The sequence below is a fragment of the Myroides sp. genome (genome assembly GCF_032073645.1).
In the GTDB taxonomy this organism is placed as follows: Bacteria; Bacteroidota; Bacteroidia; order Flavobacteriales; family Flavobacteriaceae; genus Flavobacterium; species Flavobacterium odoratimimum.
Map to the genome: position 1 here is coordinate 43,317 of NZ_DAMANB010000017.1, position 20,418 is coordinate 63,734.

Annotated in this window: 22 protein-coding genes; 14 read left to right on the top strand and 8 right to left on the bottom strand. The window is 33.3% G+C overall.

Annotation, left to right across the window (positions count from 1 at the left end; genetic code table 11):
• Window positions 1-2 precede the first annotated feature (2 nt).
• From RT228_RS12755 to RT228_RS12765, 3 genes are all read right to left on the bottom strand, one after another.
• Complete coding sequence (locus RT228_RS12755) at window positions 3-1,679, bottom strand: hypothetical protein (RefSeq protein WP_006258527.1); 1,677 nt, start codon at window positions 1,677-1,679, stop codon at window positions 3-5.
• A gap of 73 nt (window positions 1,680-1,752) precedes the next feature.
• A complete protein-coding gene (locus RT228_RS12760; RefSeq protein WP_006258528.1) occupies window positions 1,753-6,816 on the bottom strand; it encodes a DUF4132 domain-containing protein in 5,064 nt (1,687 codons plus the stop codon).
• 10 nt (window positions 6,817-6,826) lie between these two features.
• On the bottom strand, window positions 6,827-7,264 hold the full coding sequence (locus tag RT228_RS12765) for a hypothetical protein (RefSeq protein ID WP_006258529.1): 438 nt from the start codon (window positions 7,262-7,264) through the stop codon (window positions 6,827-6,829).
• Between the two features lie 349 nt (window positions 7,265-7,613).
• On the opposite strand from RT228_RS12765, the gene RT228_RS12770 reads away from it, so the two are divergent.
• Window positions 7,614-7,916, top strand: coding sequence for a DUF6804 family protein (locus tag RT228_RS12770; protein ID WP_006258530.1), 303 nt, complete (start codon window positions 7,614-7,616; stop codon window positions 7,914-7,916).
• Window positions 7,917-7,952: 36 nt separating this feature from the next.
• On the opposite strand, the gene RT228_RS12775 is transcribed toward RT228_RS12770, so the two are convergent.
• The 3 genes from RT228_RS12775 to RT228_RS12785 form a co-directional block, all read right to left on the bottom strand.
• Window positions 7,953-8,537 (bottom strand): hypothetical protein, encoded by a 585-nt coding sequence (locus tag RT228_RS12775; RefSeq protein ID WP_006258531.1) that lies wholly within the window; start codon window positions 8,535-8,537, stop codon window positions 7,953-7,955.
• Between the two features lie 630 nt (window positions 8,538-9,167).
• On the bottom strand, window positions 9,168-9,782 hold the full coding sequence (locus RT228_RS12780; protein WP_006258532.1) for a class I SAM-dependent methyltransferase: 615 nt from the start codon (window positions 9,780-9,782) through the stop codon (window positions 9,168-9,170).
• 2 nt (window positions 9,783-9,784) lie between these two features.
• Window positions 9,785-10,102 carry a rhodanese-like domain-containing protein gene (locus tag RT228_RS12785; RefSeq protein WP_006258533.1) on the bottom strand — a complete coding sequence of 106 codons (318 nt, stop codon included), beginning with the start codon at window positions 10,100-10,102 and terminating at the stop codon, window positions 9,785-9,787.
• A gap of 291 nt (window positions 10,103-10,393) precedes the next feature.
• On the opposite strand from RT228_RS12785, the gene RT228_RS12790 reads away from it, so the two are divergent.
• From RT228_RS12790 to rlmH, 13 genes are all read left to right on the top strand, one after another.
• Window positions 10,394-10,729 (top strand): PadR family transcriptional regulator, encoded by a 336-nt coding sequence (locus RT228_RS12790; protein ID WP_006258534.1) that lies wholly within the window; start codon window positions 10,394-10,396, stop codon window positions 10,727-10,729.
• A 26-nt stretch (window positions 10,730-10,755) separates the two neighbouring features.
• The gene (locus RT228_RS12795; protein ID WP_006258535.1) at window positions 10,756-11,397 is read left to right on the top strand and encodes a hypothetical protein; all 642 of its coding nucleotides are present in this window, start codon (window positions 10,756-10,758) and stop codon (window positions 11,395-11,397) included.
• Between the two features lie 14 nt (window positions 11,398-11,411).
• Window positions 11,412-12,047, top strand: coding sequence for a hypothetical protein (locus tag RT228_RS12800; protein ID WP_006258536.1), 636 nt, complete (start codon window positions 11,412-11,414; stop codon window positions 12,045-12,047).
• Between the two features lie 14 nt (window positions 12,048-12,061).
• Window positions 12,062-12,781, top strand: coding sequence for a hypothetical protein (locus RT228_RS12805; RefSeq protein WP_006258537.1), 720 nt, complete (start codon window positions 12,062-12,064; stop codon window positions 12,779-12,781).
• Between the two features lie 11 nt (window positions 12,782-12,792).
• A complete protein-coding gene (locus tag RT228_RS12810) occupies window positions 12,793-13,455 on the top strand; it encodes a hypothetical protein (protein WP_006258538.1) in 663 nt (220 codons plus the stop codon).
• A gap of 72 nt (window positions 13,456-13,527) precedes the next feature.
• Window positions 13,528-14,133, top strand: coding sequence for a hypothetical protein (locus RT228_RS12815; protein WP_006258539.1), 606 nt, complete (start codon window positions 13,528-13,530; stop codon window positions 14,131-14,133).
• A gap of 6 nt (window positions 14,134-14,139) precedes the next feature.
• Complete coding sequence (locus RT228_RS12820; protein ID WP_006258540.1) at window positions 14,140-14,775, top strand: hypothetical protein; 636 nt, start codon at window positions 14,140-14,142, stop codon at window positions 14,773-14,775.
• Window positions 14,776-14,794: 19 nt separating this feature from the next.
• Entirely contained in the window at window positions 14,795-15,442 is a 648-nt protein-coding gene (locus RT228_RS12825) for a hypothetical protein (RefSeq protein WP_006258541.1), read from the top strand.
• Between the two features lie 2 nt (window positions 15,443-15,444).
• The gene (locus RT228_RS12830; RefSeq protein WP_006258542.1) at window positions 15,445-16,143 is read left to right on the top strand and encodes a hypothetical protein; all 699 of its coding nucleotides are present in this window, start codon (window positions 15,445-15,447) and stop codon (window positions 16,141-16,143) included.
• Between the two features lie 6 nt (window positions 16,144-16,149).
• Window positions 16,150-16,800 (top strand): hypothetical protein, encoded by a 651-nt coding sequence (locus tag RT228_RS12835; RefSeq protein WP_006258543.1) that lies wholly within the window; start codon window positions 16,150-16,152, stop codon window positions 16,798-16,800.
• Window positions 16,801-16,806: 6 nt separating this feature from the next.
• Window positions 16,807-17,496, top strand: a complete 690-nt coding sequence (locus RT228_RS12840) for a hypothetical protein (protein WP_006258544.1) — start codon at window positions 16,807-16,809, stop codon at window positions 17,494-17,496.
• A gap of 8 nt (window positions 17,497-17,504) precedes the next feature.
• On the top strand, window positions 17,505-18,206 hold the full coding sequence (locus tag RT228_RS12845; protein WP_006258545.1) for a hypothetical protein: 702 nt from the start codon (window positions 17,505-17,507) through the stop codon (window positions 18,204-18,206).
• 140 nt (window positions 18,207-18,346) lie between these two features.
• Window positions 18,347-18,820, top strand: coding sequence for a 23S rRNA (pseudouridine(1915)-N(3))-methyltransferase RlmH (gene rlmH, locus RT228_RS12850; RefSeq protein WP_006258546.1), 474 nt, complete (start codon window positions 18,347-18,349; stop codon window positions 18,818-18,820).
• 160 nt (window positions 18,821-18,980) lie between these two features.
• Here rlmH and RT228_RS12855 read toward each other — a convergent pair whose 3' ends face one another.
• Window positions 18,981-19,589 (bottom strand): hypothetical protein, encoded by a 609-nt coding sequence (locus RT228_RS12855; protein WP_006258547.1) that lies wholly within the window; start codon window positions 19,587-19,589, stop codon window positions 18,981-18,983.
• Complete coding sequence (gene folP / locus RT228_RS12860; RefSeq protein WP_006258548.1) at window positions 19,586-20,410, bottom strand: dihydropteroate synthase; 825 nt, start codon at window positions 20,408-20,410, stop codon at window positions 19,586-19,588. The genes RT228_RS12855 and folP overlap by 4 nt, the downstream gene beginning before the upstream one ends.
• Window positions 20,411-20,418 lie beyond the last annotated feature (8 nt).

Sequence of the window (20,418 nt, forward strand, 5' to 3'; positions counted from 1 at the left end):
ATCTACTTTTGTTTTTTCTCGACAAGTGTCTTGATTTTTTTATTCAAACTTCCATCTGTATACCTATACTTCATCAATTTCTGTACGATATCTTTCGCTGAGAATTTCTCTACAATAAACTTAGCCAATCTTTCATCAGTATATCTAGGATAAACAGGAGTTTGTCCAATACTCATAACCTTGTCTAAGTACGATGCAGCATTAAACTTACACATCTGTTCGCCATAAGCCCACATTACATCTTGAGGAACATCTCTACTTAGTACTTCTAGCATTTTCTTATAATTATGCTCTGTTTCCAGAATAGCAAAATACAACATAGAGGCTGATTTTGCATGATGAAAGTTATTTATTAAACTACTTAAAACCTTAGCTCTAAATCTCTTAACCTCTTCAGTATCATCTAAATACTTAATTACATAACTATAATCTTCAAGGTCATAGGTCTCAAAGAAAAGTTGCTTCTTTATATTTGCTAAACCTCTTTTATCCCCATTATTCTCATAAATCTCTTCTAGTATCTCTAGATAAGGTTCGTTATACTCTGTCTGAATATTACTCTCTATTATTTTTAAACAATACTCCTCTACTAGTTTAAGATCTATATCCATTAACCCTTTTAATAATAGCAAATTGTATTCATTCTGAAACCTAACTGGTTTAAACAATTTATAACAATCTTTTAAAACTTGTTGTTCAACAGCTATTATCAAAAAGAACAAATACATCTCTATCTCAACAACATAATTATTATCTTGATAATGCTTCATTATTTTCACTACCTCATCCCCAAAAAGAGAAGTATATCTCTCATCTTTACTTTCGTATAGTTCTATAACTAAAGCTGAAACTAGACTGTAGTGTAAACTATTCTTAGGCTCATACAGTTGTTTCAATAAGTTTACTATCGTATTCTTGACAACATCTTGATCTTTGACATTTAATAATGCTAATACGTATCTTTCAACAAACTTATTCATATAGGTATCAACTCGTTTGCTAGTATAATTCACACTATACTTTAACGTAAATAGAGAAGACATTATCTTTAAATAAAGTTCTAAAGCAATAGGTTTTGTAATATTAACAACGATATATTTATCCACTGGCTCTAATGCAAGTGAAACCAAATCTACCAGCCTCTTAATATCTTTAGCATCTGCATTCTTTCTTTTTCCAAAAACAGAAGTATAAATATCTTTCAATATTTTATCAACGATATCAACACTATATTCGGCACTATCTTGTTTTTTAAAAGTTAATATAAACTCCTGCTCTACCTCCTTATTTTTCTTAAACAATTCAGTCAGCCATGTATACACCTCCTCTTGATTAACATCTTGAAGTAATGCTACACTTTCGCTTATTTTCTTTTTACTCAAAGCTTTTTTCACAACGGGTTTCGTAGCAATTTTCTTCCCTTTTAAGGCATCATTTATTGCCATCAGTAGCTTAGTCTGGTGTGAACACATGACTATATTGTCAATCTCACATTCACAACTTCTACTGACTACAGTACGGCCATCTATTACGATTTGTACATCATAGCTACTTTCTTCGTCATCTACATAAGCTACCCAATGTCCTTTACTCTCTTCCTCTACTTCTCTTAGAGATAACCTTTCTGTTTTCCTTAATGTCGATTTTTCTACTAATTTTAATATCTGTCCTATTGTCATTACCTTCTTTTTTCTATTGTCAAATATACTTACTCTCCACTAAAGAACTATATCATATATATATAAAGATTTTCTACTCTATCTGCCTTAAGATACCCGTATCTCTAATACTCCCATCCCTAGCTAAAATTAAAGCCTTAGACACAATCTCTGTGGTCTTAGGGTCATCATCTACAAAGGGTAGGAACAACTTCCCTCTATCCTGTGTATGTACAGGCTCGATATAGAGATGCGTACCAGATATCAAGTGAATCACACCACTACCGACATGTAAGCTATAGATTCCCTTAGTCCCTGTGATCACAAGGTGGCGTTCTTTGTACTCGATATTTGTTAACTTCAATAATCGTGCTGTTTCTCTCACAACAGCCATACGCATCTGTACCGTAGACAGACTTGTCTCTGGATCTACTCCTCCTACATAAGCGACACTTACCACCAAGTCAAGGTCTCTCATCACCTCACTGAAGACAATAGGATTAACCTCTGTTAGGGCAATCACGTCATCTGAAGAAGCTTTAGTGAACAAGACATGCTCTAAGCTAACATAGTCACCATACTCTGCATTACTACCTCCTAAATAGTCAATATAAACCTCAACTCGAATATCCTCCTCAAAATACAGTTTGCTGTAATTCGCATAGTATTCATACTGCCAGTTTCTTGTCTTAAACAGTCCTAAAGTCTGTTTGTCTTTGACCTGATATCCCGTATAGCGATTAGAGCTACCGATATTTGTTTCCTCTGCTTCGTTGTGTAAATACAACTCTCTAAACACTTGTTTAAAGGGTTGTTCTATCTGTTTGTCAAACAAATAAGCTTGTATATTGACCCATTGTCCACTTTGATATAAACCATAACAGTGTACTATCACGAACTCTTCCTCTCCTTGTACATCCATTACCACGCCATCTATAGTGGTAAATACTCCCTCTACAAACAAACCGTAAACCTCACCACATTTAAAAACCAACTTAGCCAAATGGTGCTTAATAATCGGATGCAGTAACAACTTCTGCATCTCTGCATAAGAGAACGCATCTTGTCTAAGCATTGCCTGCTCTAAATTCAGACGAGAGCGACTATACTGTTCTTTCAGTGCCTTCTGACGTTCTACTAGATCTATGATTTGCTCATTTTTCTTTAGTTTAGCAGGTATCGCTTTTAAGGGCTTATCCCCTTTACTCTTCACTGTCAACTCTACTTTTCCTTCATCAGATACAGTCAAAGAGAATGTATACTCATCCAATACCAGTTCCTTATAGTTCTCTAGAATAGACTGCACTTGTACACTCTCCATAGACCATTGAAAACGCACTGCATCAGTATACCCTGCCGCTCTAGCGATGTTCTGCATCGCTACATTATATATCTTTAAGTCATTCTCTTGGCGCATAGCTCCATACTTCTTAGAACCTTTCTTAAACTGTTCTAATAACTCATATCGATCCATCAAATCTCCTTCTCTATCTGTCTCAGATAAGGGGAATAACCCACATGCACGTACATAGTTTCTATCGCGTTTAGAGATAACCCTCGTTTTCAAGTCTTTCATAGAGACTTTGCCTAACAGCACATCTGCATATAGCTTCACACGAGTATGCCCCTCTACTGCCATAAACTTAGTTGAATCATAAAGCATCTGCCAACGCTCTTCTCCTAGTACGTGATAAAAACTAAAGAACCAATCTATATCTACTACACCTCCTTCAAACTCCTCTAACGCTATAGCAGAATAGCGTTGTATCTGTTTTTGTATCTTGTTTCTCTCCTCTTCTTGTTCGTTATCCAGCAGATGAGCGAACAGCCACCATATCGCTGACTCTAATCCTTGCCAGTCTAAGTAAGTCGTGATGTACTTTATCCACTGCGGACATGCTACAGCCACTTCGATCCATTGTATTGCACTGAAGTTTATCTCTGCTACTTGAGCATTAAACATCTCTTGGCTATCCGTACTTAAAGGTGTTGTTCTACGAATAAGTTTACTATAGATTTGTCCTAATTCCTTAATCGTGATTTGCATCTCTGCATAATAGTAAATACTTTCTTTAGATATCCCTGTGTGCTTGATCTTATGCAATAATCCAAAGAAATACTGCATTCCTTCTATCTCCTGAAAGTCAAAGACAATATCAAATACCTTAGTCGTAGGGTTATCCCTATCCATAACCTGTTGTAAATAATACGCTTTAAACTCAACCAAGACTTGCTGTACTTTATCGTTTATAAATCGCTTTGTAAAAGGAGATAACATTGAACTGAAATAAGACTTTCTATTATCTATAACTACAAGATACTGTATAAACTCATCTCGCGTAATTTCATTCTTATCATAGGCAATAGCCATCAATTCAAAAGGTAACAGATAATAGCTATCATCTACTTTATTACAATTCAATTGACGCCAACGCAATAGTCTGAAATATGCTAAACACTGTTCTTCTGTTAAATCCTCTATAGGTATAAACTCAGCATACCAAGATAAATCTGTATAATCTACCCATGTATAGCTATACTCTTCTCCATAAACAGAAGTGCGTATCTCTAAATCTAATACTTCTTGAGTAATACTGTTGTATATTGTTTTTAAACCATCTAAGCAATAGGTCGTTTTTTCTTTAAATGGATATTGATAGGTTAAACAAGAAAAGACTGTTCCCATCGCATACCAGTAGTTATCATATTTAGCTGAGAGTTCATTATAGAAATAAGGCAACTTCCCATCTAATAATGGTTTTATCAATTCAGGGACCTCTGTTTCTGAAGTAGCGCAACGCAGTAAGAATAAGTCTAATGCATCTAACTTACTATCCATAAACCACTGATTCCATACTTCATACAATGGGTAATCTTGGAAGTGTTGTTCTGCTGTCCATTCATCATCACCTGAATAACTATGCATCTTCGTGAAATGTGTTCCTAAGAGTACCTTCTCTGCTTTTCCATAATTAAAATGTTCATATTCATACATAGCATATTGTTTCATCAGGTGCTCTAGACTATCTAACTCTCGTACTACCTCTTCCCATTTCTTAGAAAGTCCCCAATTATGTGCAATGCGCTGGCTAAATAAAGTATTCTCTTCCACTGAAGGCAATACGACAGCACTCACCACAGTAGCATCGTATAATGCCATATCTGTATCTTGTCCTTCTTTTCCTTGACGCCCAAAGTCACGCAAGAGTACTAAGTATTCTTCTTCCTCTTTAGCATACTGAATACCTAGCTCATCTAACTGTGCAAGCCAAATACCTAGTTGATGGTGTATTTCATCTCTCTGAGCTAGTACCACTAACCCTTCCATTGCTGTTAAACGTTGATTTACATCCTCACTTAATATTAATTGTTCTAACAGTCTATCCTTAAAATCATCTTGTCTAGATATTAATAGGCGGATAAAGTGCTGTTGTGTCTTTTTAAACTTCCCTTTAAAGTATGCTACTATCTCTTCTTCATCTCTACTTGATAAGGTCGCTATTGTTAAGAATCGCATACAACCAAAAGCTATTGTCTCTTTGCGTTCTTTCAGATAAGCGAAAGCTAACTCATTTTGCACCTCATAGGTAGGTTGTATCTCTCCTTTAAAACTATATCCATACCCCTGAAGTCCATATTCTTTACCTCCAAACAACAATACGTTTAATAACTCTTCTTTAAAATCAACAGTAAAGGTATTTCGCTTGTCTATAAACAGCCTCGCCTTCTCTGATGACTCCTCTGTCAAATACAACAGTGAAGTCAATAACTCTTCTTTATTTAACTCAAAGCTTCTGTAATAATCTGGTATTACACTACTCTTCAAGATAAGTGTCTTTCCACTTTTATATTGTTCATATAAGTCATAAAACACTTGGTATATGTCTTCATAGTTTTCTTGTCGAATAAAATACCTCGAAGCTCTACTCCCTTCCAAATATTGGTTTATTCTATTTAGAAGCATAGCGATAAACTCTTGATCTCTACTTTCTAATATTTTATTAAATAGGACAGACTCTACCGTATATTCATTAAAGTTTGGTAAGAACTCTAATATTACAAGCTGAAACTTGCGCTCTACTTCCTCAAATGCACTCTCAACAAAGCCAAACGCCATCTCTCTGTGTATCCATAGATAACAGTGCATCAATGCGTAAAACTCTTTTTCATTAAACGTAGATAATTCTTTCTCGTCAAAATAGTCATAGTGATTTATAGCATAGAGCATCAACTCACATAGTCGCTTTACATTATCTTGTTTGTCATCCTCTACATGACTTCTAAAGTGGTATGCTAATTCTGTACGCACTGCTTCATAACGCACTAAATTATGAGAGAGAATAACTTCTAAAAAATACTTTAAGTTAGCTACCTGTACATGTGATAATAACCTCGTAATATCTTGTCTAATTCCCTCTTCACGACCAGCGTTTACCAATATATCTTTTACTTTCTCCCAATACTTTGATTGCTTTGAAGCCATTAGCATCAATAAAAAAGAAGGTGTCCATCGTCCATGCTCATTATCCCCATCACAGATAGTATCGACTACCTCGATTAACTGCCCTTCTCCACTATCTAAAGCTACTGCCCATACATAAGGAAGATAGTTAGGTAGCGAGAGGTGCATACTATACTCCACCTGCTTATGAAGTGGCAACTCTATGCTATAGGAATCATAGTTATGATTATCATAGAACGATATACCATATAACAGTCCTGAAATAACATTACACTGTTTTAAGAATGTATGTTCTGCATTGTGCCACGTCGCTTCTTTTATATCATATTGTCCTCCTAAGATATATTCATCCACTCGATCTAATAATTTCTGTACCCAAGGCGCTAGCTTCTCTCCAAAAAAACACACCAATAAAGCGTAATACTCTACTTCTCTCCACATCCCAACAGAATTACTTGCTAACATCTCTACAAAAGTCTCATCACAACGCGTAAATACCTTAGGGCTATAAATAGAATCTTCTGGATCATTGCTATTGCCTGTAAAGTGTAGTCCTAACATAGCGATATGTGGCTCTAATTTCACACCTACGTACTCTTCGTTATACACCATCGCATAAAGCTCCTCATGCATCTCTGCGTAAGTACGGTTCTCTACTTGATAATCTCTTAGTATAGTTACAATATTATTATTCATTGGGATCTGTTTAAAAACTAGCTTTTAAAAAATTAAGGGGAATAAATACAAAGGCATCTGCATCATTCAACACAATGGCCTCTTCTAATGACAGCAACTCTCGCTCTCCATAAAACAATAAGAACAACTGATCTTCATACGCCTGTATCACACGCTGTACCTCTTCTGCTATATTGATATCTCTATACTTCTCAGGAGAAGTAAAACGGAGTTTACTAGTGAATAGAATATGATCTAAAGCTTCTTGTGTAATGGTTAACTGCTCTATGGTATTGCGCTGTTTGAACTTCTGTATATGTTGTTCTACCTGCTGTGTCACTACAGCTCCAAGGAACTCTCTTACCGTGACTTCAGCTGTGGATACTACTATCGCTATCGTCAGTCCCTCTACCTCAGCACTTAATCTATTCAATTGTTTGATCTGTATATTCACTTGCTTTACAGTCATAATCTCTTTCTTTTTCAAAGAGGAAAGATAAGACTTTTAACAAAAAGGTAAGTAGCTATAACTGGCTATATTCTATAGCAAATCATACATCTTAACACCTCAATAATACTTACACAGCGTTCTTCAACTTGCCGTTATCGGCAAAAAAACCATCTAAACAGATAAATTATTTTAAAAACTTGCCGATATCGGCAAAAAACTCATATAAGCAGATAATTTATTTCAAAACTTGCCGATAGTTATAAAAGATAAATACGAATAACCTATTCTCTAGAAATAGTAATTAGCGACATCGCATTTAATCTAGTTATTTCGTATCTTAATACTCTATTTCACACCTGTCATACTCATGGAAAAAGCTATCAAAATCACTATTGCAGTTTTACTCTTAATGTGTCTTTTAAAGTTGCCTTATGGGTTCTATCAATTCGTTCGCTTTGTGGCCTGTATAGGATTTAGTTACTTTGCGTACAAATCTTATTATAGAGAAGAAAAAACGGAGATGTTTATCTATATCGTACTAGTGCTACTGTTTCAGCCTTTTTTAAAAGTCGCTCTTGGTCGTAGTATTTGGAATATAGTGGATGTCATAGTTGCTATTGGTCTATTTATCAATATCCCTAACAGCAATAAAAAAATAAACCGCGAATAGAATTAATCCATCCGCGGTTATACTTTATTTTAGTGATTAAAACTCATATACATCTAACTTCTGCTCTTGATCGAAGACTACCTCAGCGTGCCCACTCGGTGCATCATACTTCGCTTTCTCTACTACAGAAGGATTAGAAGGATATGTACCATTAGCATATACTAGTGATTTCCATTCTCCATCTGATTTTACAGTTAAGACTTTCCAATCATTCTCTACAGTAGGTTCTACAAAAATAGCTCCTTGCATCACTGTAAACTTCGTGATTAACTTATAATCAGACCCAAGCAACAAAGTAGTACACCCACCTGATCCACAGAAATAAGTACCTGTAAGACTTACAAAGATTTCTTTCTTCCCATCTCCATTTAGATCAATAGCATACAGCTTAAACTGACGGTCTGTATCTGTCATCACCTTCAAATCTGCTTCTGTCAGAAACTCATTCTTTAAAAAGTTACTTACTCCTAATACAATATCTGATCCTACAGCATCAGCTTTAGGCTCCTGAAATTCTATTACCTCTTCTAAAGGTTCTATAGCCTCTACTTTCTTCTCTTTCTTACAAGAGACAAATGCTATTCCAACTAATAATACTGCAACAATACTTATTCTTCTCATCTTATTTTATTCTTTTTAATAGTATACAAAGGTGGCTAATTAATTCAATTGTAAAGTCTTTTTAACAACAATTTGATGTTCTTTTCTACAAAAAAAAGTGTTACTTTTTTACTATTTCAATAATTATTCAATTGATAAAGTTATTATTTTAAACTTCTGCTCAACTTTTTTTCTCTAAAAACAGTAATTATCCGTTTTTTGAGCACAAAAATAAAAAAAAAACAACCTCTTTTTTTTATTCCTAAAAAACAACAACACACTTAATAACAGCATGTTACTAAAAAAACTAGTCTATACATTAAAATACAATCATGCTATAACCCTAGTAAAATAGGGGCTTCAATGCAAATCCTTCGACAATACATGGACAATAACCCAAGAATGGTGGAGCTAAGGCAAGCTTTGTCCAACAATGCTCCTTTTATACTCCATGTATTCTCCTTTGATGAAAGACTCATACTTCATAATCATTAGATCATCATACTATTGCTATTTTGCTGATTAGAGATTGAAAAAACACTTTTCATTTTTCGTTTACCTCTGTATCACCCTATCTATATTCACTATCCTGTTGCAACAAAAAAAGCCTTGAAACTAGTGCTTCAAGGCTTATATATATTCTTTTATGTCTTATTTCTTCTTCGCTATCCCTCTGATTACTTTTGCTATTCCTCTGTGATATAGACCTTCTGACAGCTCTATATCTACCTCTTCTAGATTGATAAATTCGAAATCGCAGAAATCCTCTTTTAATTCTTCTACGCTATACAGCATCGTAGGGTTACTAGGTCCTCCTACATCGGGATTCTCTTTTTGTTTATAGATATGCTCTTTAGCAAAGGCTTCTAGTATCAATGTTCCACCTGCTTTGACATAACTTCCTAACTGTCTGTGATAGGCCCTCCTTACACTCTCTGGAAAATGAGCATAAATCAACGCTATTGCATCCACTGATGCTAATTCGTAAGATAACGATTCAACATCACTGACAAGATAGTCAATCTCTACATGGTGTTGTTTAGCTAATTGAAGTGCTTTATTCCTAGCTTCTATACTTTGATCAAAGGCTTTTACACTCCAGCCTTTTTGCGCTGCATATACCGCATTTCTCCCCTCTCCCTCAGCTGCCATTAATATAACCTCCTTGTCACGACTAGACTTGAGTACTTCTTCTAGATAGGCATTAGGCGCTATCCCATAAGCATATTCTTGTTCTTTATATCGCTCATTCCAAAACTCTTTCATGCTTATCTTCCTTTTACATTAGCGACTTTAGTCCACGTTCCACCATTTATCACTTGTGTATATCCTTTCTGCTCTAACATACGCTTCGCCTGACCACTGCGCATTCCACTTCTACAGAATACGACAATCTTGCTTTCTTTAGGTAATTTATGCAACTGTGATTCTAATGTATCTAATGGGATATTCAGAGCGCCAGGTACAGAACCACTTTTAAACTCTCCTACTGTACGTACATCTACCAGCATAGCTCCTTCCTGAATATAAGCGAATAGTAACTCTGCCTTATCTAATCCTAATAACTTATTTATAAAACCAAACATAGTCCATTGTTGTTTAAAAGAGTAAAGGTATGACTTCCCTTGTAGGTTAACTGTAACTTAGGTTACTGTACTCAAAGAAGCCTTTTATTTAACATTCCTGCAGCCTTCCACCTAAAAAAGGCAATTCTCTGACAGTCTCAACCATTAACACTTTACACCTATTTTACGCTAATTACTTACACTAAACAAACATTTATACATCAAAACATAAAAAGTATCTAAAAAGTATATACCTAAGATTTGGAGGTATCAGATATTTTTATACTTTTGCTATACATAAGAATCTTAAGTATGAAAAAGCAACAACAACTTTATAAAGGAAGTCTCAATGCCATCATCATGAAACTACTCGATCAGAATGGGAGAATGTATGGGTATGAAATCACGCAAAAGGTAAAGGAAGTAACCGAAGGAGAAATGAGCTTGACAGAAGGTGCTCTCTATCCTGCCCTTCACAAGCTAGAAGCTGATGGATACTTAGATGTAGAACTAGAGCGTGTAGATGGACGAGTACGTAAGTACTATAAGCTCACTGAGTCTGGAGTAAAAGAAACTACTTCTAAAATGGAAGAGCTAGAAAGCTTTATCCGCAATATGCAGAACATTGTCAACCTAAAATTGACATAATTGGTAACCACCAAAGACAAAACACAATGAAAACACTTACTATAAACCAACAAAAACTAATTATCGCTGAGATAGCAAGATATAATGTGCGTTATGCCAATCTTAAAGAAGAATTGACAGATCATATCTTCTGTGAAATAGAAGAGCTATATCATACAGGATACGAGTTTGAACAAGCTTTTATACAAGTATTTGATAAATGGCATCCTATGCTGACTCCTAGAAAAGACTTTAAGTATAGACACGTCCCTTCTTTTATCTCTAATACGTGGTATCTCAGAGATGATAACAGATGGAGAATAGCAGGTGTTATCACTTTCTTGTTTGCCTTAATCAATTCACTCTTTTTAAAATTAGATCATACCACTCATAATATTAGCTTTTTTGCGATCAGTTTGATAGGTCTTGTATTATCTATTCTACTATTCATGAAGAACCGCAAGAGACAGAACTATAGAGCTTCTTATTTGATTCTAAAATCTATGGTATCTGGTAGTATACTACTTGTATTCACTCTTATACTTGGTATAAAAGTTTACGGATATATGATTAATGGCTTTACTATGGGAGACCTTGACCTACTATCATTAGTTGCCCTATACCACTGTATCAGTATTATAGTGTTATCTAGAGAAAATAGTAGACAACGTCGTACACAGATTGCTTAAAAAAAGAAAATGCTATGAAAACATTAAGTAACCTAGAAATAAAACAAATAGAATGTGAGATAAATGAATATAATATTCAATATGAAGATATTATAGCAGAAGTAACAGATCATGTTATATGTGAAATAGAATATGAAATAAATCAACATAACCTTGACTTTGATAGTGCATTCATATTAGTATTTAATAAATGGCGACCTATGCTAAGGCCTAATCTAAGTTCTAAATACAATCATATTCCTTCTTTTATCTCTAATTCGTGGACAGAAAAAGATAGTGCTAGATGGAAAATAGCTGGAGCCCTGACTGCGCTATTTGGTTTATTCTACTTCGGTATCTCATATTGGACTAGGTATGACTTACTTCTGTTTGCTGTGGTGCTCTTAGGGATTACTGTCTTGTTATCTTTTAATATGTTTAGATTCTTAAAAGAGACACAGAATTATAGAAGCTTTTATTTAAAGACCTTATCTAAAAAACAAATTATTAATGTCTTAGTATTTATGGGGCTAACTATATATGAGCTATCTAGATATATTAGTAAACCTAACACAGACTTTGGTACTCTGATAATAGGATTAATAGCAATCTATACGTTCATAAATACTGTATTGATTTACAGAGAAAGCTTGAAGCTGATAAAAAACTAAAAAAAGAAAATGCTATGAAAACACTACAACCACTAGAACTAGATAAAATTAGACAAGAACTAATCAACCACAAGATTGAATACATAGAGGTAATAGAAGAACTGACAGACCATATCGCTAATGGTATTGAGCAACAATGGAGTGAATCTAATACTCAAATATCTTTTGAAGAGGCGTTAGCTATAGAGATTAATAAATTCGGAATTAAAGGATTAAGCAAAGTGCAAACTCAGATGAATAAAGCCCAAATATATGAGTACTTGCGTATCATCGGTTTAGGTATAAAAGAGTACTTTGTAACTTCTAAAGTGTTATATCTACTAGCTATTTTTATTGGTACACTTCTACTATTTAATATTTCAAGTACATGGTATTTTATAGACAGAATATTTAATGTTGGTTATTTAGCTACGATTGTAACTTTTAATCTAGTTATCATGATAGAAAGTGATAGTAGTTGTAAATTACCTTATCTGGGAAATACAAAAAGATATATTTCTAATGCGTACTATTTACTAGTAAAGCAGTTAACCTATTTCTCTTTAATACCTATGATAATTCTTTGTTTTAGTAAAATTTCTCAACAGTTTATCTATTCAAACAGCGCTTTTATCTGGGTACCTAAAAGTATTCTATTTACACTCTTGCTGATTATCCCTTTCATCATTCTCAATAAACTGAGACCTATGGTACTTAAAAAAAAGAATGAACTATCACAATCTAAAGTAATCTAATTAATTACACTATGAAAACACTACAACCACTAGAACTAGATAAAATCAGACAAGAACTAATCAACCACAAGGTTGAATACATAGAGGTAATAGAAGAACTGACAGACCATATCGCTAATGGTATTGAGCAACAATGGAGAGAGTCTAATACTCAAATATCTTTTGAAGAGGCCTTGACTATAGAGATTAATAAATTCGGGGTTAAAGGTTTAAGCAAAGTACAGTCTACCATCCTGAACATAAAAACACAAGAGTTTGGTCTAGTTGTCTTAAAAGGAGTAAAAGATTGTTTAACCTCTTTTAAACTATTAGCTGTAATAGCTGTTGTTCTTTCTTTATATTCATTAATGACACTAACACAGCATTCACTATTGTTAGCATCGCTATCTAACTTAATAATACTTATAATTTTTGGTATAGGACAGGTAATTATTTTTAGCGAAACACTTAAAGCTTTGCAAAAGTATAGATATATGAATGGTTATAAAAAAACTCTTAATGATAAAAGTTATAGTATCATAGCTAGTGTTATATGTATAATAGTATTTGGAAGTACTCATTCTATAAAGAATTATATGTCTGTAACTGACAACGGAATACTATCACTAAGCTTTATATATACAACTAAGAGTATACTATTTACACTATTACTACTTACACAGTACAGTGCATAATTCTATCTAAAACCAAAATATATTAGAGATAAAAATAACTTACTAAAAACTAACTAGTAACCAAAAATCGCTATGACAACACTATCTACTAACCAAATAGAAGAAATAGAAGAGTTCTTAATCACTCAATACAATATCAAGTATCAAGATACTCGTGAGGAGGTACTAGATCATATTGCTTGTGAGATAGAAGAACTGATGAGTGAGGGTTTTGGCTATGAGATTGCTTTTAAAAAGACATTTAATAAATGGCATAATGACTTAAAACCACACCCGTTTATAAGATACAATAATGTACCTTATTATTTAGGTCGTCAATGGGTAAAAAGAGATGTATTCAATATCATCCTAGCCATGCTAATAGGTATAGGAGTACCCTATATCTTTAAAAATATAATAGAAGATTATCATTTAGCGAATACAATAGGAATATTTATATCCTTGACTAGTATAATGACAACATTATTTATAACTATTAAGTACTATGGAGTCAAAGGGTACAGAATAAGTCAACTAAAAAAAGATATATTGGGTTATAGTGGTATTTCCTTATTCTATCTTGTATTTTTTTGGGGAGGTTTTACGTATAAATTGATTCCACTACTATTGATTATATCCTTATATCAACTATATTACATAGTAGAAATAAGCAAGTTAAACATTCGAACTATTAACTAGGTACTTATGACAACACTATCTACTAACCAAACAAAACAGATAGAGGATACTCTAATCTCTAAATACAATATCAAGTATCAAGATACTCGTGAGGAAGTATTGGATCATATTGCCTGTGAGATAGAAGAACTGATGAGTGAGGGGGATGAATATGAAAACGCTATGGAATTAGTATTTAAAAAATGGCATTCAAAACTACTACTAGAGCATTTTGGAGTCTACAAAGGTATCCCAAAGTTTATATCTCATCCAATAGTTAAGCTTGTAACACAGCCTAATTGGACTGTATATCCCTTAACTTTCTTTGTATCAATTGGACTTACTGTTTTTTTTAGCATACAGAAAATAAGTGCTGTTACAGCTTTTGTGTCAATACTCACAATTACAATAACAGTAGCTACAATCTCTCTATACAACACTAAAAGACTAAAGGGATACTACTTAGATATATACAAACGATTATTGTTGATGGAAATCAGTGTAAGTGTTCTATTATTTGTTCTAATGGCCTTTTTAGATAACTTACTACAATTAAATTATAGTAGTATAGATTCTGTTGTTATGTATCACTTTACAATTACTTGGTATCATATCTATTTATTCAGAAACTTGATAAAAAAAGGTCAATTAAGCACCTCTTAACTATTAAATCAGCACTATTATGACAACACTAACTACTGACAAAATAAAACAGATAGAGGATACTCTAATTACTCAATACAATATCAAGTATCAAGATACTCGTGATGAGGTTCTAGATCACATTTCTTGTGAGATAGAAGAACTGATGAATGAAGGTGCTTATTTTCACGAAGCGAGTAAAATAACAATATCTAAATGGCATAGTCAACTAAAGCCTTCTAATTGGGTGATTAACAAAACGCCTAGATTTATAGTTAGTCCATTAATTGTAAAAGACATGCAAAGCATTGGATTACTATTTATTTTGGCTGTATTCACGACCTTTATAATTCATGTCTTTATCAAAGAACAATTATTCATCTTAGGTTTAGCTTTAGCTATCACAGCTTTTCCTATGTTAGTAATGGGTTACCTCAAGTATAAAAAGAATCGTTACGCGAACTTTAAACTGGATTACTACACTGAACATATCAAAGGCGTTACTTGGTTTAGTGTATTTGTATTAGATGGCATGGTAGCTTTATATTACAGTTTCACGAGTACTTTTTCGATAGTTTACTTAAACCTAACATTCTTACTACTAGCTATATTCTTATCGAGTATAGCCATGTATTTGACCTTAAAACACAACCAAGAATACAACAGTGTTTCATCTAAAATATTGTAATTATGAAAACGCTTACTACTGACCAAATAAAAGAGATAAAAGATTTTATCATCAGTAAAGATGTGAAGTATTACGAAATAATAGAAGAACTTACTGATCACCTAGCTTCTTCTATAGAAGAGAAATGGTCTGAAGGTGACAATAATAACTTAGAATATCTATTAGCTAAAGAATATGAAAACTTTGGTTCTTATAAATTCTTATCTATTCAAGAAAGTAGAGAGAAACAAAAGTTCAGAGAATATAAACATATGTTTTTTAAATCTTTAAAAGAGTTTTTCACATTTCCTTTAATAGTTACAGTTATAGCTATAATATTACTAATTGCCGCATTACTTCATTGGATAGGTCAAGAATTTAAATTCTTAACAATGATATTTATAATGAGCCCAGTTATTGTATTCTTTTATAGCTATGCAAAAGATTTAGTGTTACGCAAAAAAGTGAAGACAAAACTACTATTAGACAGAACTTATTCATCTGTTATGAGTTTTTCGTTACTCTCGAATACAATCTTCTTTAATATCATTATGCAGGGTAAAAGGCTCTTTAACCTACCTACTACTTATGACTCTATAGGGGATTGTTTATTAATGGCTTCGGGTATTACCTTAACTATACTTAGTATCTATGTAGGTCTTAATATCATCAAACCAACCTACCAAAATGAAAGAGATAGAATATTAAAAACTATTAACTAGGCACTTATGAAAACACTATCTACTGGCCAAATAAAACATATAGAAGAGACCTTAATCACTCAATACAATATCAAGTATCAAGATACTCGTGATGAAGTATTGGATCATATTGCCTGTGAAATAGAAGAATTGATGAATGAAGGGTATGAATATGAAGATGCTTTTAGACAGACTTTTATAAACTGGAAGGATTTATTAAAAACAGATCCTTATCATTTCTATAAAAACACACCCTACTTTATCTCTAAAAACTGGATTGAAAAAGATAGTAGAATAAAGAACAACTCTATCTTATTGGGGATAATTATTGCTGTTTGTCAAATGACAGTTCTAGTGTTTTCAGATAGTTTATACTTTATAGTTTCAATGTTATTAGCTCTAGTTTCATTGAATATAGTATTTATACTTAGACACTATATCAAAACGATAGTAAGTGAACACGCTGTTTATCTAAAGAAGAGAATTAAGAAGATAACTTCTTATAATGCATTAATAGTAGTGCTATTCATAAGTATCCTACTCTTTCAACATTTACTTAAAAAAGGAGATTTACTAGGCTTCACTCAAGGTTTTATAATTGGAGGGGCTTTATTTATTCCTTTTTCATTAACCTGGACACTACTTACTTATAAATCTTACAAACAACAATTTAATTAAGTCTTTATGAAAACACTTACTACTGACCAAATACAAGCTCTACACACTTTTGTAAAGAAGCACTATGTAGAATACTATGATATCGAATTGGAGCTAGTCGATCACTTAGCCAATGGAATAGAATCTCAATGGAGAGAGGATGGTTCACTTACTTTTGAAACAGCATTAGACAGAGAGTTTAAGAAGTTTGGGGTATTTGGGTTTAGTACAATCATTGAGAAGAAGGAGAATAGTCTTACGTATTTTTATCTTGGCATTATTCTAAAAGAAGTTCTGCGCTTCCTGCATTGGCCTAAATTACTCTTAACGAGTGCGCTCTTTTATATCATATATACATCACTTAATTATCTATCAACGATATTTGAGAATAGAGATATAATCTCTGTGATTATATGGAGTCTAATGCCTCTAGTTTTCATTTATTATATCATAGAGGCGACTCTAGTTAAAAAACTTCATAAAGCAACTCAAAAGAAGTGGTTTATGGATAGAATAAGATTATCCGTAATAGCATTTCCTTTATCTGCTCTATACATCACGTATTATTTTGCAAGATTTATAGCTGATAAGTCTATTGTGTTATCAAGTGTACTTATCTTATTCGTAGGACTCTGGATATACATTACATACAATGTTATATCTCCTAAGCTCAAACTAGAAAAAGAAGCTACTATAAAGAAGTTTAACACCCTATAACTACTATTATGAAAACTCTAACTACTGACCAAATACAAGCTCTACACACTTTCGTAAAGAAGCACTATGTAGAATATTATGATATCGAGCTGGAGCTAGTCGATCACTTAGCTAATGGAATAGAGTCTCAATGGAGAGAGGATGGTTCACTTCCTTTTGAAACAGCACTAGACAGAGAGTTTAAGAAGTTTGGGGTATTTGGGTTTAGTGACGTAGTGGACTCTAAAATAATAATGACAACGAATAGTTACTTAAAACAGATGTATAAGGTCTTATTAAGTTTCTTCACTATTCCTAAAATAATTGTTTCACTAGCTATATTTTTATTGAGTTTCGCTATTGGTTTAGCTCTGCCTAATTACTATTTAGAGATATTTATAATTACCTCTTTTATACTTCTTTTAGGCTTTATCGGTATGGGGATCAGATGGCAGATAGAACTCAAACAGATCAATAAAAAAAGTAATAAGAAATGGTATTTAACTAGAGTGGCTACTATGGCTCTCGGAGGCCCTGTAATACTAGTTATAGCTCCTTCTTTTAACTCGATTAATCTATTACAAAACTATATTTCATCGATTAGCTTTCTCATTCTAACCTCCTTTTTGATAACCTTATTAATACTGTGGGTTTATATATCTCTTTTTGTATTTATACCCTTTATGCGCAAAGAGATACACCATTCTATTCAACGACACCAACTAACTTAAACACACCTTACTATGATCGCATTAATCACTAAAATTGCGTTGTATATCTGCAACCTAGTATTACATTGGCTATAAATACACCTTAGACAGTGTGCTATTTTCTATAAAAAAACTACTTTTGCAAAAAATAAATCAGACAGATGAATATCAAATTACTTGCAATAGGAAAGACAGACAGTAAACCATTACAAACGTTAATGGATGAATATATGAAGAGATTGTCTTTTTATGTAAAGTTTGACCTAGAGGTAATTCCTGATATCAAGAATGCGAAGAATATGTCTGAAGATCAACAGAAACAAAAAGAAGGGGAACTAATCTTATCTAAGATAGGCCCTACTGATCAGCTAATCTTACTAGATGACAAAGGAAAGGAGTTTACGAGTATTAGCTTCGCTGATGAGCTACAAAAGAAGATGAACTCTGGTATCAAGACCTTAGTATTTGTTATCGGAGGACCTTATGGTTTCTCAGAGGACGTGTATAAAAATGCAAAAGGGAAAATATCACTTTCTAGAATGACATTTTCCCATCAGATGATTCGTTTATTTATTATCGAACAGATTTATAGAGGATTCACTATCCTGCGCAATGAACCTTATCATCACGAATAGGTTTTTAGTTAACGGTGAACGGTGAACGGTGGACAGTTTACAGTGGACGGTTTACGGTTTACGGTTTACATTTTCAGTTAATTGGTTTACAGTGGACAGTTTCACAAAAAAACGGTTTCACGGTTTCACAAACTAACGATTTCACAGTTTCACGATTCGACTAATAAATCAAATCTGTCTTTAAAAACTGGTCTACCACTTCTTTTTCTACAAAGAAAATACGGGTCTGTAAATAAGTTTCGTATGTGACGTCTTTATTCACTCCTAGTTGTAGACTATCTTTATCTTTTATAGCCTCTATTAATTGGTCTTTAGTCACTGACTTACCTTCTACTAAGAAGTTATTAGCATCTTTTAGATATACTACTTTATCTAGAGAAGTAGGTCCTACGAAACCAAAGTCTAAGTCTTTAATTGGAAAAAGAGAAAGATGCTTGTGTAGTGTATCAGCATAACTTAGATATACTCCCTTCTCATCTCTATGCATATTGTCTTCTGCATATTTGTGATCTTTAATTCTCTTTATCTCTTGTAATACTTCTTTAGCATTCAAATCACGTTGAACAGAAACAATATAGTTCGTACCAGCAATTCTGTTGGCATCATTTAAATTAAAGCTCTTTCCTTCTTCTCCTGTTTCAAAGTAAATAGGTGAATGATCGTCTATTCCTTCTTCAACAATAAAAGAAGCTCTACTTAATTGCATTTCTTTCTTATTACAGCTCACTAATAATAGTAAAGCAGGTATTAATAGTAGCACTTTTTTCATATACTCAATTGTTTTATTATTTCTCTTGTTTGTACAGCCTCTTTCACATCGTGAACTCTTAAGATATGAGCTCCTTTTTGTAAAGCTACTGTATTTAATACTGTCGTTCCGTTTAATGCCTCTTGAGGAGTAATATCAAATAACTTATAGATCATAGATTTCCTAGATATACCTACTAAAATAGGCAATTCAAAAGAAGATAACAACTCCATTTTACTCATCAACTCATAATTTTGTTCCAATGTTTTAGCAAAGCCAAAACCTGGGTCTAGTATGATATCATTAATTTTATATTCTCTTGCTTTTGCTACTCGTTCTGAGAAGTATATTTTCACTTCTTTTACTAAGTCATTATATGTAGTCATCGTCTGCATCGTCTGAGGAGTACCTCTCATGTGCATCATAATATAAGGCACTTGTAACTCCCCTACAGTAGGTAACATCTGCTCGTCTAAATGCCCTGCGGCAATATCATTTATAACAGAAGCTCCAGCAGCTACTGTAGCTCTAGCCACACCTGCTCTAAAGGTATCTATAGAAAGGTGCATAGTCGGGAACTCTTTTTGAAGTAACTCTACAATAGGTACGATACGTTCTATCTCTTCTTCTTCACTGACATACTCTGCACTAGGTTTACTAGAATACGCTCCTACATCGATAAAGTCAGCACCTTGCTTTATCATCTGCTCTGCATGATTTAAAAAAGCTAGATCAGACTTATACTTTCCTCCATCAAAAAAAGAATTAGGCGTGATATTTAATATTCCCATTATTTTTGGAGAACTTAAATCAATCAATTCTCCTTTACAATTTATTGTCATTGTGTGTA

Bases quoted from the DNA above. Each gene is read 5' to 3' on its own strand.
- RT228_RS12755 (WP_006258527.1), bottom strand. From the start codon at position 1,679: ATGACAATAGGACAGATATTAAAATTAGTAGAAAAATCGACATTAAGG.
- RT228_RS12760 (WP_006258528.1), bottom strand. From the start codon at position 6,816: ATGAATAATAATATTGTAACTATACTAAGAGATTATCAAGTAGAGAAC.
- RT228_RS12765 (WP_006258529.1), bottom strand. From the start codon at position 7,264: ATGACTGTAAAGCAAGTGAATATACAGATCAAACAATTGAATAGATTA.
- RT228_RS12770 (WP_006258530.1), top strand. From the start codon at position 7,614: ATGGAAAAAGCTATCAAAATCACTATTGCAGTTTTACTCTTAATGTGT.
- RT228_RS12775 (WP_006258531.1), bottom strand. From the start codon at position 8,537: ATGAGAAGAATAAGTATTGTTGCAGTATTATTAGTTGGAATAGCATTT.
- RT228_RS12780 (WP_006258532.1), bottom strand. From the start codon at position 9,782: ATGAAAGAGTTTTGGAATGAGCGATATAAAGAACAAGAATATGCTTAT.
- RT228_RS12785 (WP_006258533.1), bottom strand. From the start codon at position 10,102: ATGTTTGGTTTTATAAATAAGTTATTAGGATTAGATAAGGCAGAGTTA.
- RT228_RS12790 (WP_006258534.1), top strand. From the start codon at position 10,394: ATGAAAAAGCAACAACAACTTTATAAAGGAAGTCTCAATGCCATCATC.
- RT228_RS12795 (WP_006258535.1), top strand. From the start codon at position 10,756: ATGAAAACACTTACTATAAACCAACAAAAACTAATTATCGCTGAGATA.
- RT228_RS12800 (WP_006258536.1), top strand. From the start codon at position 11,412: ATGAAAACATTAAGTAACCTAGAAATAAAACAAATAGAATGTGAGATA.
- RT228_RS12805 (WP_006258537.1), top strand. From the start codon at position 12,062: ATGAAAACACTACAACCACTAGAACTAGATAAAATTAGACAAGAACTA.
- RT228_RS12810 (WP_006258538.1), top strand. From the start codon at position 12,793: ATGAAAACACTACAACCACTAGAACTAGATAAAATCAGACAAGAACTA.
- RT228_RS12815 (WP_006258539.1), top strand. From the start codon at position 13,528: ATGACAACACTATCTACTAACCAAATAGAAGAAATAGAAGAGTTCTTA.
- RT228_RS12820 (WP_006258540.1), top strand. From the start codon at position 14,140: ATGACAACACTATCTACTAACCAAACAAAACAGATAGAGGATACTCTA.
- RT228_RS12825 (WP_006258541.1), top strand. From the start codon at position 14,795: ATGACAACACTAACTACTGACAAAATAAAACAGATAGAGGATACTCTA.
- RT228_RS12830 (WP_006258542.1), top strand. From the start codon at position 15,445: ATGAAAACGCTTACTACTGACCAAATAAAAGAGATAAAAGATTTTATC.
- RT228_RS12835 (WP_006258543.1), top strand. From the start codon at position 16,150: ATGAAAACACTATCTACTGGCCAAATAAAACATATAGAAGAGACCTTA.
- RT228_RS12840 (WP_006258544.1), top strand. From the start codon at position 16,807: ATGAAAACACTTACTACTGACCAAATACAAGCTCTACACACTTTTGTA.
- RT228_RS12845 (WP_006258545.1), top strand. From the start codon at position 17,505: ATGAAAACTCTAACTACTGACCAAATACAAGCTCTACACACTTTCGTA.
- rlmH (WP_006258546.1), top strand. From the start codon at position 18,347: ATGAATATCAAATTACTTGCAATAGGAAAGACAGACAGTAAACCATTA.
- RT228_RS12855 (WP_006258547.1), bottom strand. From the start codon at position 19,589: ATGAAAAAAGTGCTACTATTAATACCTGCTTTACTATTATTAGTGAGC.
- folP (WP_006258548.1), bottom strand. From the start codon at position 20,410: ATGACAATAAATTGTAAAGGAGAATTGATTGATTTAAGTTCTCCAAAA.